Here is a 14,998-nt window from a genome sequence, read left to right on the forward strand (position 1 = left end):
AGGAGCGCCTTTTATGGCAGAAGATAATACCCCGCAGTGTTCGTTTTGCGGTAAAGCCAAAAGCGATGTACAGCAACTGATTGCTGCTGACGATGCCAATATCTGTAATGAATGTATCGAGCTATGTACTGACCTGATCGCAGACAGCGCAGAGCACGGTGATGACGATAGCGAAGTAGACACTTCTTGGGTCAATAAAAAACTACCAACGCCAAAAGAGCTGCGTGCCAAGCTTGATGAATATGTCATCGGTCAGGACGCTGCCAAAAAAGCATTGGCTGTGGCCGTCTATAACCATTACAAACGTCTAAAAGTTAGCCAAACGCTAGCCAACGACAGCAAAAAAGCTAAAATCGGCGCTGACGATGCAATGGTAGAATTGGCTAAGAGTAATATCTTGCTAATCGGTCCGACTGGTTCTGGTAAGACGCTACTTGCGCAAACCTTGGCTCGTCTGCTAGATGTACCTTTTGCGATGGCTGATGCTACAACGTTGACCGAAGCTGGTTATGTTGGTGAAGACGTTGAAAACATCGTACAAAAGCTCCTCCAAGCCTCTGACTATGATGTAGCTAAAGCTGAGCAAGGTATCATCTATATTGATGAAATCGACAAAATCAGTAAAAAAGGCGACAATCCATCTATCACGCGTGATGTATCAGGTGAAGGCGTACAGCAAGCGTTGCTAAAGCTAATCGAAGGTACTGTGGCTGCTATCCCGCCGCACGGTGGTCGTAAGCACCCGCAGCAAGAGCTGATCCAAGTTGATACCAGTAATATCTTAATCATCGTGGGCGGCGCGTTTGCTGGACTTGATAAAGTCATTCAGCAACGTACTGAAAAAGGCGGTATCGGCTTTAACGCTGATGTCAGCTCAAAAGATGACAGCCGTCGCAGCTCAGACTTGCTACAAGAAGTCGAGCCAGAAGATTTGATCAAGTTTGGTCTGATTCCCGAGCTAATCGGTCGTCTGCCAGTACTTGCGGCACTGCAAGAGCTAGATGAAGCAGCCTTGGTACAAATCCTGACCGAACCTAAGAACGCACTGGTAAAACAGTACAAGTATTTGTTCGATATGGAAGGTGCTGAGATTAGCTTTACCCAAGAAGCACTAGATGCCATCGCCAAAAAAGCCATGGAGCGTAAAACTGGTGCTCGTGGTCTACGTTCTATCGTAGAAAATGCGCTGCTTGAGACCATGTATGAATTGCCTTCTATGGAAAATGCTAAAACTGTAATGGTTGATGCGGACGTTATCAATGAAGGTAAAGTGCCTAAAATTGCTTAATTTATAATTGATATAAATAGTCCGTTATCATTAACGGACTACTAAAAAAGCGTCTGGCTAAATAAGCTAAGACGCTTTTTTTATGTCTATTATTTAATCAATTTGTCTGTTGGATAGCTTGCCTACTAGATAACTTGCCTACTGAAAATTGGCGACATTCATTACACCTGCTCCGAAATGACAGCAGCGTTTATTAATCGCTAGCAGACGTCAGTGCAAACCATGCTAATGTAGATAGACTGTTTTGACCTTTATACTTTATTTCTATATACCAATATATATAGTCCGTACAACTCATATGATTAATAAGACAAAGGATTGTTTATTATGCTCAACCATGTGACCGCTATGGCGACTTCATTGCGCCAACATTTACCGTTTTCTTCTAACCATGATTCATTGGATGACTCGGACGTTGCATTCTACTACCGAAACCATGTCGCTGCCATTACGGGCGCAGGCTCTGGTATGGGCCGTGAGCTGGCCATTCATTTAGCGAAAATGGGCTGTCATGTTGCACTATCGGACATCAATCCTGAACAGCTGGCAGCGACCAAACAGTTACTTGCCAATTATGATGTCAACGTCACTATGACCGTACTCGATGTATCAGACAATACAGCGGTGGAAGCATGGGCTGATAGTGTTATGAGCGATCATGGCAAAGTAAATTTCATCTTTAACAATGCAGGTGTCGCACTCTACTCTACCGTCGAAGGCAGTAGTATTAGTGAGCTTGAATGGGTAATAAACATTAATTTTTGGGGCGTGGTTTATGGTACTAAGGCGTTTTTACCGTTAATCAAAAACAGCGTTAAACAGAGCCAGTTTGGCGAGCATGGACATATTATCAATATCTCAAGTCTGTTTGGTTTGACCGCTCAGCCATCACAGTCTGCCTACAACTCTAGCAAATTTGCCGTACGCGGCTTTACAGAGAGCTTACGCCAAGAGCTAAATATCCAGAACTGCGGGGTATCAGCGACTTGTATCCATCCGGGCGGCATCAAAACCAATATCGCCAACAGCGCGCGCGGTAATGAGAGCGTCCATGATATTGGCATGAGTACTGGGCCCAAAGCCATCAGAAGTTTTAATAAATTCTTAAAATTCGATGCCAATGAAGCGGCTTGGATTATCCTACAGGCAGCAGCGACTAATCAGCAGCGCTGCCTGATTGGTAACGATGCCAAGATGATTGATGCCATCCAACGTGTATTTCCCTCACATTATAGCCAAGTGCTGAACGACTTCCATCAACTGTCCCGCAAACTAAAACCACGTCGTCATAAGAAGCTAAAGACGGTTGAATAATATTTTATAAACACTCCCTATTTCATGGGAAATTGATGAATTTATATATAAAAAGCCCAGCTATAGTTGTAGCTGGGCTCTTTTAAGCGTTGTTGTTGCTGATTAAGGATAAGACTGAGTTTTGAGACTGTTAATGATATTTTAAGTCAATACTTTAGAGATTAAGGCAATTTCATATCACCAGCGACCAACCAGCCCATACGGCGCATGATATAAGCCACTAACCCTGCAATCACCGCAGGCAATATAAACATCAGGAGAATAATCGCTGCCCATAATTGACCAGTGCTCATAATTGCTTGTGACGCTTCAATCACCCCAAACACACCGACCAAACCAGCCGTACCCATGCCCGCACCTGTCGCCGTACAAGCTAAACCAAATCCGACAGTCGCGATAGGGCCAACAATCGCGCTAGCAATGACAGCGGGCAATAAAACAATGGGCTTTTTTAGTACATTGGGGATTTGTAGCATACTGGTGCCCAAGCCCTGAGAGATGACGCCACTAACGCCATTGTCTTTGAAACTTGCAACAGCAAAACCAATCATATGCGCTGCACAGCCTACCACTGCTGCCCCGCCCGCCAAGCCACCAAGCCCAATAGCAATACAAATAGCTGCACTTGACGTTGGTAGGGTCAATAAAATACCAACCACTACAGCGATGACGATACCCATTAGCAGGGGCTGTAATTCAGTAGCGGCATGAATACCCTGACCGATAGCAGCGACCCCTGCTACGATAGGCGGATTGAGCAGTGCGCAGACTAATAGCGCGACGCCGCACACCACTAAGGGCACCAATAAAATATCAAGCTTCGTCTTCCCAGCGATCCAAGTACCAGCACGATAAGCAAATACAGAAGTCAGATAAGCACCGATTGGATTGCCTGGCAGTGCTACAAAAGTTGCAGGTCCACCCACTTGCGGCGTAAAGAGCGTACCCGCCATTAGTGCTTCGGAATGGGCACCAAGCATACCCGCTACGAGGCAGCTAAGCATCACTAGCGTTGGCGCTTTGAGATAATAAGCGATACCTACGCCGATACCAGCACCCATTAATATCGAGGCAAGCTTTCCGACCGCGACCAATGCTGACAAATCTAACCAACCACCGATTTGCGAGATAATCAGACCTGCGATCAACGTGACAAATAGCCCTAAAGCCATACCAGTAAAAGCATCGATAAAGTATTTTTGAAAGAACGCTTTAATGATGCCTGCTTGCGGTGTTACTGAGTTAGATACGGTCATAACCATACTCTTAATGGACGTTTAATAGGATAAAACAGCTAGAAAGCTTTTGATAAAATAAAGAGATAAAAAAAGCGTCATTACGACGCTTTTTTTAATAAACATAATAACTGTAAACGACTGAATCTAGCGGCGCTGTTCAACGATAATAGAGTCTATACCATTGTTCTGTAGGCGCTGCTGTGCCGTCGTTACTGCTTGACGGTTATTCAAAGGACGCGAGATGACTTGATAAATTGGCAAGCCATTACCCGTCGTGTTTTTGACCACGCGAGCATCGACACCCGCCATCAGTACTTGCGCACGGCGACGATCCGCTTCATCTGCATCACTAAAGCTATTGATCTGCAAGATGTAGGTCGCCGCAGGTTTAGCAGCTTGGATACTTGCCGTACCTGCTGCTGCATTGTTGTTACGAGTTGTAGCGTTGCTAGTAGCAGGCGGCGTACCATCATAGGTTGCATCTTCTTCAACGACAACGATATCCTCACTCGACCCAGCATTATTAGTACCAGCAGGTTCGACAGGCGCATTTTCCGAACCACCGAAGCTGCCCGTACTTTCTGTACTGCCTGCATCGCTCTCTGGTTGAGTCACGACGACGTCTGGTTCAAACGCACCGATATCACCTATTTGATCATTATCAATGTCAGCGATATCTTCGTCAGGGATGGTTGCCATCTCTTGATTAGGTAGAATATCGTAGAACTCATAATCGCCATTATCGGTATCAGTATCCACACGTGGCTGTACTTGGCGATCAGGATCGTTCTCAGCACTACCATCAGCGGGGCTGAAATTGAATAATGGTGAGAGGTAGATAAATACCCCGATCATAAGGGTCAATACGGCCCCAACAAACATCCACAATAAGCCTGATACGCTACTTGATTTGCGCTTTTCTGTTGCGCCTTTAGGTTTTTTGGCTAGCATGGATCTCGTTCTCCCTACTGAATTTAACTATCATCATCGAATTAATGCTATCAGCTGTCTATACTCATGTCACATATTAGAAAAGTACTACATGCTAGACGGTGCAGACAAGCCTAGCAGACTAAGCCCATTTGCCAGTACCTGTCTAACAGCTTTTGACAAGCGCAATCGTGCTTGCATTAAGTCTAGCTCATCCTGACTTGGCGTTTCACCTGATGTTAGGCTCATAGGCAAGATACGATTGGTGTCATACCAACCATGGAACAATGCCGCGAGCTCTTTTAGGTAATTGGTCAAGACATGTGGCTCGTAACCAGTCGCTGCGCGAAGTAACGTCGCTGGATATCCTGCTAACAGTTTAATCAGCTCGTCTTCATTTGGCGCACTTAGCAAGTCCTGATGTGCCAAACCAACAGCATCATCTACGGTCAAATCGTAGGTTGCTAGTTTTTCTAACACACGGCAAACGCGCGCATGAGCATACTGAATATAATACACTTGATTGTCTTTACTTTGTGATTTGGCAAGTTCTAAGTCAAAATCAACATGCACTTCAGGCTTACGCGCTACATAGTAGAATCGTGCAGCATCGTTACCGACTTCTGCACGTAGCTCACGCAAAGTCACAAACTGACCAGAACGCGAAGACATTTGTACCTTTTCACTACCACGCCATAACGCGACAAACTGTACAAGCACCACATCAAGGCGTTCGGCATCGATACCAAGGGCTAGTAGAGCGGCTTTTACGCGTGGGACATAACCATGATGGTCTGCGCCCCAAACGTTAATGACTTTATCAAAGCCACGATCAAACTTGTTTTTATGATAAGCGATATCAGAAGCAAAATACGTCGACTGGCCATTGGCACGGCGTACAACACGGTCTTTCTCATCGCCAAAATCAGTCGATTTAAACCAGATGTTGCCGTCTTTTTCGTATAGGTAGCCTTTGTCATCTAGTATCTGTAGGACAGGCTCAATCTCGCTATCGATAGATCTTTCGCTAAACCAGCATTCATAGCTCACGCCAAAGTCATTTAAGTCGTCTTTGATATCTGCCAAAATACTGCTCAATGCCGCGTTTAAAAATAACGCGTAGCTGTCACCTAGCAAAGACTTACTATTGGCAATCAAGCCATCAATATGCGCTTCTTTATCACCTGAGATGACGGTTTTTTCGCCATCAGCATTAATCTCAAACTGAGCATCTTCTGGCACATCTTTGGCAACGTCTGCAAAGCTATGTACGTAGCTATCGCTATGCTGTGTTTTTAGCGTCTGGGCGATGTCACTGACATAGTCACCTTGATAGGCGTTAACTGGGAAAGTTATCTCTTCATCATTTAGCTGTAGATAGCGCAAATATGTACTGGTGGCTAAGATGTCCATTTGACGACCAGCGTCATTGACATAATATTCACGCGTGACGTCATAGCCGATCGCTTCTAGCAGGTTAGCGACACTCATGCCAAATGCAGCACCGCGACCGTGACCGACGTGCAGACTGGACGTTGGGTTAGCAGAAACGAATTCAACTTGGACTTTTTGACCGTCAAACTGATTACTTAAGCCAAAGCGATCTTGCAATGTGAAGATATCGTCCAATACAGAAAACTTAGCTTCCGAGTTTAAGAATACGTTGATAAACCCTGGGCCCGCGATTTCTACTTGGCGAATATCTTGATTGTCAGGCAATGCGCTAACGATTTTTTCAGCAAGTTGACGCGGATTGGCCTTGGCAGCTTTCGCTGCTGTTAGCGCGATATTACTGGCAAAATCACCGTGACTTAAATCTTTCGTACGGGTAATTTGACTGTTGTTTTGCCAATCGCTTGGTAGCGTACCATCTGCTTGTAGGGTTTGAATTGCATCGTTAAATAGGGATGCAAGCGTATCAATTTGGGCTTGTGACATAGGAATTTGAACTCAATTAAATAAACAACAAAAACGGTGCGAATGCGAGCAATCGATAACGGCTTATTATAATAGCGACCGACATTGCAGGGATAGAATAATGTAAAAAGATAAGTAACCTGTAAATATAACAATCTTTGCGCTTTATTGCACCATTTGCGCCAAAATTAGCACTAAAATCTTACCGTTATCAGGATTTGGGCTGACTAATATCAATGATGCAAAACTGATAGATAACTCATAACGTGAATTGTAGCGTTACTGTTGCTCAATACTGGGCAGTCGTTTATACCTGACTGCTTCCACGTTATAATGATGGTTTGTACGGCTCTTCTAAAATATAGAAGACGCGTTACTACTCTATTATAGGATTACGCCATGTTTGCTATTGCCGCCAGTACTGTCACCAGTTGGGGACTGTACGTCTTGTTGCCGATATTCATCGCTTTCTTGTTTTTTATTATGTGGGATATCTCTAAAAAGTCTGATGCTGGGCGCGCTGGTACTTTTTGGATATTCTTAGCACTTGGTGCAGGTTCTGTTGGTTTTATTCTAAAGATAGTCATGGAAGTCGCTTTCAAAAAATGGTTAATCTAAGTGGCCATTTTTATCACTATTCTTTGATATCTCTTAGGAAATGAGTAGCAAAACTAAAAATGTAATATATGGCTTATGACTGCTGCGCTTTATAAGGTGTCAGTCATTTAAATCAAGGCCTTTTAAATAAAGGCTTCTTAGATCAAAATCTTTTAAATAAAAGAAGCTATTGAGCCTTAGCGTTATTCCCTATGACCTGACTCACATACGTTGGTAGGTCCCACGCCCCACCAGCAAAACCTCGGCACATTCCCGTACTAGACTCTTTGCTCTTAGCAAATATCTCACCATTCCACGTCCATGCAGTACGATTCCAGCAGTCACCAATGCCTCGGTCTTTGTGAATGGCGGAAATCTCACCATCAAAATAATCATTTCCTGCTGTCGTGATAAGGGTAGGCTTGCTAGGTTTTGCATTATCAATGAGCCAATAGCCGTTACTGGAATTGTAAGCACCTAGCCAGCAACTATGCGCGGCTAATGTATAGCTATCATCAATCGGTATAAAGTCCCAACCAAGCATCGTAGAGCCATACTCTGACATCCGCTGATATGTTTCAGTTTTTGGGTTAATCAGCTCACAATCGCCCATTATGTCCTTGGACCCTATAAGCTGCTCAGCATTAATATCGACCCACTTATCAATATTTTTCTGAAAATACGCCAGCTTTGATGGAGCAAGTGTTTTGTTATCTTTTGCTGAATACACAAATGCTTTTTTAATGATTGGTTTTGGTAGAGCTGCTTTAGGACGTTGACGATTTGGATTATTCTTACTGACCAATGCTATCGGTGTCCCTACCCGACCTTGTACATCGTCTAGTTTGAGCAACACTGCTGACATGCCTTTATCGCTAATCTGCCAGTAGTTGTCGCCCACTCTAATCTCTATCTTGGTCGCGACACGAGCATGATCAAGCAGGGCCTGCGTCTGCTCGGCTGACAAGTCGTATAGTAGACTGTCTTCTTTATTGGGTTGCAGCACACCATAGTTTTTATTGTTTAGCCACAGCTCAGCCTTATCTTTGGACGCTTTTGATGCCAGCTGAATTTGCGCCTTTGGTGTGGTAATTTTTGGCGATACGGTGAATAGCACTGAGGCGGGCTTATCTATTGAGGCGTCGCTTGAGTAGCCAGCCACTCGGCAAGTATGCGTATTATCACAAACCACTTGCCAGTCGTCTTGTACAAATCCCCAGCCTTCAGACGGTGTGCCGTATCCTGCCATAGCAGGTAGCGATAGCGAACCGATCGTAGCCATCATTAAAGCAGCTGACATTTTCATTATTACTTCCTTGTATTGTTATTCTACTCAACGCTATTTTTTTGCAATCAAAGTTGCACGCATGGGAGCAGGATACCCTTCGACGGTCTTAGTCGAATCATTAGGATCTAAGAAGTCTGCTAACGAATGATAGGTCATCCACTCGGTTTGTCGTTGTTCCTCAGTCGAGGTGACTGCTACATCGACGCAGCGCACATCTGAAAATCCTGCTTTCTCTAGCCAACCAGTTAATGCCGCCACCGATGGCAAGAAATAGACGTTATTCATCTGAGCATAACGGTCATGCGGCACCAGTACAGTCTTGGCATCACCTTCAATCACCAGCGTCTCAAGCACCAGCTCACCGCCTTTAACCAACTGCCCGCGCAGCTGTTGTAAATGCTCAAACGGTGACTGGCGATGATAGAGCACACCCATACTAAATACGGTGTCAAACAGTTGGCTATGCTCAGGCAATGCTTCAAGTGGGACAGGAATATAATGCGTACGATAGCGGCCCGTCTCATGAGCATCTGCTGCGCCAACAAAATGACGAATCGCCATAAACTGATGGTAAAACAAGCACGATGGATCAATGATAATGACGGTATCCGCCCCTGCGCCAGCCATACGCCAACCATGATAACCAGAGCCACCGCCCACATCCAATACACGCCGACCATCTAGCCTACTCAAATGCGGCGCAACACGTTGCCATTTCCAATCACTATGCCACTCGGTATCGATCTTAATACCTGACTCATCATCGCCGATTTGACCGCCAATCTGAAAAGGCCCTTTGCGCCACGGCATCAGCTGCTTTAATAACGCCGTTGTTTGTTTGCGCTGAGACTCATTTAGATCTGCCTCAATCGTCAATGTATCACTATTGAGATCGAAGTGATTGACCGTCAAACTTGGTAAACGCGCCACAGATGCTTGATAAGCAGGTGCATGCGCATAGTTAGCTTTATCTTTTATATCACCTAACCATGTTGGCAGTCGCGTCAGCCATTCGTAAGCACTTGGGTACTGCTGAGATAGTTCTAATAGGGTTAAATATAGTTCGCGTTCGGCGTGCGTGATTGTGTCGTTGAGCATAAAAGCAGATTACCGTATTGATTAAGGAATAACTGTGTTAAAAGTGAGGATTATTTAAACGCCACAATAGAGACAAAGTTCAAAAACTGAAACCACGTTAGATGACGCTTAAAGCCAACCTGATCTAACCGTGCATGATGCTCATCTAGCGTATCCGTAATCAGCACGTTTTCTAGCGCATTACGTTTGCCACTGATTTCCATTTCGGTATAGCCATTGGCACGTTTGAAATCGTAATAACGCTCAACCAACCACGCATCGTATTGCTCATCAAAGGCGTGGGTTTTTTCCGTTAATACTAATATACCGCCTTCACTTAATGCGGCGTAAATTTTCTCTAGTACCGCAACTCTATCGGCTGCTGGCAAAAACTGTAGCGTCAGATTTAAAATCACCATGTCGCATGGCTCAAGCTCAACGTCGCGGATGTCTGCAGTAATGACTTCGATATCATGCTCAGGATAATTCTCACTCAATAACGTCGTGGCCTCGGTCGTCATCGCGGGCGAAATATCAATCGCCTTAATCTGCAAGTCTTGTGGGTCGAACTCACCCGCTAGCGTCATACTGGCGGCACCAAGCGAGCAGCCCAAATCATAAATACGGCTAACGCGCTGACCACTATCGCTCTGCTGACGATACTTGCAGTGACGGCGGGCAAAAATGGGCAGCATAGCCAATACCTGACCATAACCGGGTACGCTACGACGAATCATATCGGGGAAACAAGCCACCACTTGCTCATCAAAAGAAAAACGCGCCGCTTTATCTAATGGCGTGGTAAACGGTTTATCAAAAAGGGTATCATGTTTGATAATGGCAGGCTGGGATTGGCTCATGGGGCGACTCATTTTTTAGAATAGAACGTAAATAAGAAAGTACTTGGCAATTTTGCTCGAGCTATTCATCGATAGCAAATCAACGTAGCAAAAGCCCATTATAACATTACTGTTTGTTACTTATCGCCACCAGATCCCCTGCTAAGCTAAACGACATTGTTTGATAGATAACACTTAGACAAACAACGATGATTTTATATTTATAAAAATAGGAAAAAATTATGCAAACAATCGTATTAGGCGGTGGCTGCTTTTGGTGCACCGAATCCGTCTTTTTATCCGTGAAAGGCGTGCAGTCTGTCGTTTCAGGCTATATGGGCGGTGATGCGGTATCAGCCAACTATGAAGCCGTATGCGGTGGTGACACTGGACACGTCGAAGTCATTAAGGTTGAGTTTGATGAGACGACCGTCCCGTTGGAAGTCATCCTCGACGTATTTTTTGCCACACATGATCCCACCACGATGGATCGTCAAGGCAATGACGTTGGCAGTCAGTATCGCAGCGTGGTCTTTTACACCGAAGACAGTCAAAAACCAACGGTCGACCGCACGATCAATAAACTGCGTGACATGGGCGTTAATGTCGTCACAGAAGTACATCCTGCCGTTGAGTTTTACCAAGCGGAAGATGCGCATCAAGACTTCTTCAACAGAAACCCAGGACAGGCTTATTGTAACTTTGCGATACCGCCAAAACTTGCCAAACTGCGTAAAGAATTTAGCAAATATATGGTTAGTTAAATGAGGGTTCGCTAAATTGAATAAGACATTATTTATTCAAAAAGTTTCTTAGCCCAATGTTAGATATCAGCCAAACACTTATACTATAGGTGTTTGGCTTTTTACTATTTATACATTTGACATAACCAATCAATATTATTAAAGCTAAATCTATATATAAAAACTTGCAAATAGAGGATCACAGCATGAACCCTGAGTTTTGGCAAAAACGTTGGCAAGAAGGTCGCATTGGATTCAATCAATCTATGGTCAATCCATTATTAACTGAGTATATTGATCACTTAGATTTAGCAGCGGGTAGCCGTGTCTTCGTTCCGCTTTGTGGTAAATCTATTGATATGGTTTGGCTAGCGACGCAAGGCTATGACGTGGTGGGCGTTGAATTGGTCGAAACAGCCGTACAAGATTTTTTTGCTGAGCAAAACATCGAACCTACCGTCTATCAACAGGCAGACAATCCAGCGATTAGATACTATCAAGGCCAGTTGTCGGGACAGACCATCACTTTATGGGTCGCTGATATTTTTGCACTGGCCGCTAAAGATATTGGTTCTATTGATGCAGTATATGATAAAGCGGCATTAATCGCCCTACCAGACGATATGCGTGTGAGATATAGTGAGCAAGTGCGGAAACTTAGTAGCGATACCAGTAAAGTTAATGGTGCTAACAATGAAATAACACCGCAGCTTTTACTCACGCTAAATTACGATCAGCGTAAAAGGAATGGATCACCCTTCTCTATTAACGCCAACCAATTAGAGCAGTATTATAGCGCTCACTACCAAATCAGTGAGCTAGCAAGCGTGCCTTCTTCTATAGGTTCTGCACCTGATATCACCGTCACAGAACAGGTTTGGCTATTGAGCAATAAATAAAAACTCATATAACCTTTAACAAGCTGCTAAATGGTAATGGAGACATTGAATGAAAATGATAGTCAGTCTAATGAGTGTAACTGCTATTCTGCTAGTTGCTCTGGCGGGCCCATTGTATAAGTTTGGCGTTGTAGAATTAGGCACTGCATTTGCGGGGTTTAAATTTGGGTTATTTGCTGGTATCGCAGCATTGGTATTGTTAGCTATACAGCTATTATTTAAACGCAATACAGCCAGTATTGGGAGCGCACTAGCCTCAGCCGTACTTGCTGCTACTGCCATAGCTATTCCGCTTAGCATGATGAATACGGTCAAAAATGTACCGCCTATTCACGATATTTCTACCGATCTGGTGAATCCGCCTGAGTTTGTCAAGATTGCTCCACTACGTGCAGATGCACCAAATCCCGTAGAGTACGCAGGTGCAGGAGTGGCTGAACAACAACGTACTGCCTACCCTGACTTGCAGACATTGACCTATACTCAATCGAAGCCTGAACTGATCAAAGCAGCCAAACAAGCCATAGAAAATTTAGGGTGGGAGCTAGTCAATATTGATGTAGACAAAGGCATCATCGAAGCAACAGAGACGACTGCTTGGTTTGGCTTTAAAGATGATGTGATCATTCGTGTGACTGATAACGATAGCGAGCGCTTAGTTGATGTTCGTAGTAAGTCACGAGTTGGACAGAGCGATTTGGGCAAAAATGCGGCGCGGGTTCATAAGTTGATTGATGAACTGAATAGTGTGCTAGCCAAATAAACAGGTTATACCTTCTCAGGAATAGTCCTCGAGTTGAAATAATGTTTAACGCTTTGCATTTTAAGCTCTATGAAATCCTCTTCTAATCTCACGGCAGCGTCAATTTATCGTAACCATTTATAACCTTGGTACTTCGACAGCTTTTCTTTACTGTTTAGATTGGTTACTCTACGTTAATATCATTTTTTGCCTTTCGATAATTATTTTAACGTTTATAGGATATTTTCATGCGTTTGACTCCTTTTTCTACTTTGTCGCTGCTTAGTGTTGCTGTCGGCATCAGCCTTGCTACCACTGCTCAAGCCGCGCAGCCGCCAGCACCTGACTTATCCAATAGTGAGTTTCAGCAGTGCTTAGACAATCTAAAAAACTCTAGCAAATTCAGCGGTGTTGATGGTTATACCTTTAATAACTATCGCCCAAGCCAGCCTGATCCTAGTGTCATTCAGTCACTGAATTATCAACCAGAGTTTCAAAAAGACGTCTGGGACTACTTGTCAGCATTGGTAGACAAAGAGCGTGTCGAGGATGGTATCCGAGCCAAGCGTCAATGGGGCTCTACACTACGTCAAATTGAGTCGCGTTATGGCGTAAAAGCTGAACACGTGCTCGGTGTCTGGGGCGTAGAGTCTAACTTTGGTCAGACGTTAGGTAAAAAACCATTATTTGAGTCTTTGGCGACCTTATCTTGTTTTGATCGTCGTCAGAGCTATTTCCAAGGTGAGTACGCCAATGCGCTAAAAATCGTGCAAAACGGTGATATCGCACCAAATGATATGACAGGGTCATGGGCAGGTGCTTTTGGACAGACGCAGTTTATGCCGAGTACTTTCTTAGAATTGGCAGTAGATTTCGATGGAGATGGGCGTCGTGATTTGGTCAATAGCGTCCCTGACGCACTCGCTTCTACGGCAAACTTCTTGGACAATCGCGGCTATCGTACTGGCGAGCCTTGGGGCTATGAAGTCAAACTACCTGATGGATTTTGGGCCGCATCTAATCGTAAAGATAAAAAATCGATAAGCCACTGGCGCGACCAAGGTCTAACGTTGGCTAATGGCAGTCCGCTACCGTATGACTTGAGCAGTGCAGGCTTATTATTACCCGCTGGTATGGAAGGCCCTGCTTTCTTGGTCGGTAAAAACTTCGACACTTTCTACTCTTATAACGCATCAGAAAACTACGCGCTGGCTATCGCACACTTATCAGATCTAATCACTCGCGAAGACAGCAGCAAAACAGACTTTATCACTGCGTGGCCGACCGACGATCCTGGTATCAGCCGCCAGCAGGCCAAAGACATTCAGCAAGCGTTGCTAAACGCAGGTTATGACATTGGCGGTGTAGATGGCATCATCGGAGATAATACTCGTACCGCTATCCAGCAATACCAGACTAGTCGCGGTATTTTCCCAGCTGACGGACGCGCAGGTCAAAAATTCTATCGCGCTATCGTTGGCAATGCAGCACCGAGTCAAACTCAATACGGCCAGCCTGCAAACAGCAAACCTCTGAATCCTGCACCTGCCGATCGTATGGGACAATTAATTCAGCAGCAAACGACTGCTCCTAGTAGCTACTCATCTCAACCATCAGTGAGCTCATCAACTTCTGGCAATACACGTTATCGCCGCGTTACTGACGCCGATGGCACTATCAAACTTGTTCGTATAGACCAAGGTTCATAGTAGCAAGATAAGTAAGACTATTTAGACGCATCAAAAAAGCCACGCTAACAATAGCGTGGCTTTTTTATTTATAGATAGTTATTAATAGAAATTGTCTAATTGACTCAAAATACCTGTCTAGACAATAGGTGGTGGCTTAGGTTGACCATTGTCGCCATTCCAATTTTCACGAGCTTTGTCATCTAGATCGGCAGCCGTTTTTGGCTCCCACTTACCATTTTCTTTCCAAGTCGCATCACCCCAATCTTCATCTTCGGCTTTACTGTCTAAATCTTTGTAAGCCTTGCTAGGATCTATACCGCGGCGTTTCATATCTGCTACTTGCTCTTCTAACGTATGAAACTGATCAGCATCATGCATAGACTTTTCTAGACCATCAATCTCTCTTTTTAACTCGTCATTTTTAGCATTGCTCAT

The 14,998-nt window shown here is 44.4% G+C and carries 14 protein-coding genes; 7 read left to right on the forward strand and 7 right to left on the reverse strand.

Translation table 11 applies throughout. The features are described from left to right. Positions 1 to 13 precede the first annotated feature (13 nt). Both clpX and IEE84_RS11820 read left to right on the forward strand, forming a co-directional pair. Positions 14 to 1,288: an ATP-dependent protease ATP-binding subunit ClpX gene (gene clpX, locus IEE84_RS11815; RefSeq protein ID WP_057761822.1), complete on the forward strand. Its 1,275-nt coding sequence runs from the start codon at positions 14 to 16 to the stop codon at positions 1,286 to 1,288. Between the two features lie 468 nt (positions 1,289 to 1,756). Next, the gene (locus tag IEE84_RS11820) at positions 1,757 to 2,602 is read left to right on the forward strand and encodes an SDR family NAD(P)-dependent oxidoreductase (RefSeq protein WP_267443169.1); all 846 of its coding nucleotides are present in this window, start codon (positions 1,757 to 1,759) and stop codon (positions 2,600 to 2,602) included. 161 nt (positions 2,603 to 2,763) lie between these two features. Here the strand turns inward: IEE84_RS11820 and IEE84_RS11825 are convergent, their stop codons facing one another. The 3 genes from IEE84_RS11825 to argS form a co-directional block, all read right to left on the reverse strand. Beyond that, positions 2,764 to 3,858 carry a PTS sugar transporter subunit IIC gene (locus IEE84_RS11825; RefSeq protein ID WP_191114304.1) on the reverse strand — a complete coding sequence of 365 codons (1,095 nt, stop codon included), beginning with the start codon at positions 3,856 to 3,858 and terminating at the stop codon, positions 2,764 to 2,766. A 126-nt stretch (positions 3,859 to 3,984) separates the two neighbouring features. Further along, positions 3,985 to 4,791 carry an SPOR domain-containing protein gene (locus tag IEE84_RS11830; protein ID WP_191114305.1) on the reverse strand — a complete coding sequence of 269 codons (807 nt, stop codon included), beginning with the start codon at positions 4,789 to 4,791 and terminating at the stop codon, positions 3,985 to 3,987. Positions 4,792 to 4,878: 87 nt separating this feature from the next. Further along, on the reverse strand, positions 4,879 to 6,708 hold the full coding sequence (gene argS / locus IEE84_RS11835) for an arginine--tRNA ligase (RefSeq protein ID WP_191114306.1): 1,830 nt from the start codon (positions 6,706 to 6,708) through the stop codon (positions 4,879 to 4,881). Between the two features lie 378 nt (positions 6,709 to 7,086). On the opposite strand from argS, the gene IEE84_RS11840 reads away from it, so the two are divergent. Then, positions 7,087 to 7,305 (forward strand): DUF2788 domain-containing protein, encoded by a 219-nt coding sequence (locus IEE84_RS11840; protein WP_057761830.1) that lies wholly within the window; start codon positions 7,087 to 7,089, stop codon positions 7,303 to 7,305. 166 nt (positions 7,306 to 7,471) lie between these two features. Here the strand turns inward: IEE84_RS11840 and IEE84_RS11845 are convergent, their stop codons facing one another. From IEE84_RS11845 to cmoA, 3 genes are read right to left on the reverse strand one after another with little or no spacing between them, the layout of a single operon-like run. Then, entirely contained in the window at positions 7,472 to 8,590 is a 1,119-nt protein-coding gene (locus tag IEE84_RS11845; RefSeq protein WP_191114307.1) for a DUF1176 domain-containing protein, read from the reverse strand. A gap of 33 nt (positions 8,591 to 8,623) precedes the next feature. Next, complete coding sequence (gene cmoB, locus IEE84_RS11850) at positions 8,624 to 9,670, reverse strand: tRNA 5-methoxyuridine(34)/uridine 5-oxyacetic acid(34) synthase CmoB (protein WP_191114308.1); 1,047 nt, start codon at positions 9,668 to 9,670, stop codon at positions 8,624 to 8,626. A gap of 50 nt (positions 9,671 to 9,720) precedes the next feature. Beyond that, positions 9,721 to 10,521: a carboxy-S-adenosyl-L-methionine synthase CmoA gene (gene cmoA / locus IEE84_RS11855; protein ID WP_191114309.1), complete on the reverse strand. Its 801-nt coding sequence runs from the start codon at positions 10,519 to 10,521 to the stop codon at positions 9,721 to 9,723. A 209-nt stretch (positions 10,522 to 10,730) separates the two neighbouring features. Between cmoA and msrA the strand changes: the two genes are divergently transcribed. From msrA to IEE84_RS11875, 4 genes are all read left to right on the forward strand, one after another. Continuing rightward, positions 10,731 to 11,252, forward strand: a complete 522-nt coding sequence (msrA, locus tag IEE84_RS11860) for a peptide-methionine (S)-S-oxide reductase MsrA (RefSeq protein ID WP_191114310.1) — start codon at positions 10,731 to 10,733, stop codon at positions 11,250 to 11,252. 185 nt (positions 11,253 to 11,437) lie between these two features. Further along, positions 11,438 to 12,130 carry a thiopurine S-methyltransferase gene (tmpT, locus tag IEE84_RS11865; protein WP_191114311.1) on the forward strand — a complete coding sequence of 231 codons (693 nt, stop codon included), beginning with the start codon at positions 11,438 to 11,440 and terminating at the stop codon, positions 12,128 to 12,130. A gap of 49 nt (positions 12,131 to 12,179) precedes the next feature. Continuing rightward, positions 12,180 to 12,893: a DUF1499 domain-containing protein gene (locus IEE84_RS11870; protein WP_191114312.1), complete on the forward strand. Its 714-nt coding sequence runs from the start codon at positions 12,180 to 12,182 to the stop codon at positions 12,891 to 12,893. Between the two features lie 227 nt (positions 12,894 to 13,120). Next, positions 13,121 to 14,581, forward strand: coding sequence for a lytic murein transglycosylase (locus tag IEE84_RS11875; protein ID WP_191114313.1), 1,461 nt, complete (start codon positions 13,121 to 13,123; stop codon positions 14,579 to 14,581). 117 nt (positions 14,582 to 14,698) lie between these two features. Here the strand turns inward: IEE84_RS11875 and IEE84_RS11880 are convergent, their stop codons facing one another. Then, complete coding sequence (locus IEE84_RS11880) at positions 14,699 to 14,998, reverse strand: hypothetical protein (RefSeq protein WP_057761845.1); 300 nt, start codon at positions 14,996 to 14,998, stop codon at positions 14,699 to 14,701.

Origin of the sequence: Psychrobacter sp. 28M-43 (assembly GCF_014770435.1) — a bacterium.
Taxonomy (GTDB): domain Bacteria; phylum Pseudomonadota; class Gammaproteobacteria; order Pseudomonadales; family Moraxellaceae; genus Psychrobacter.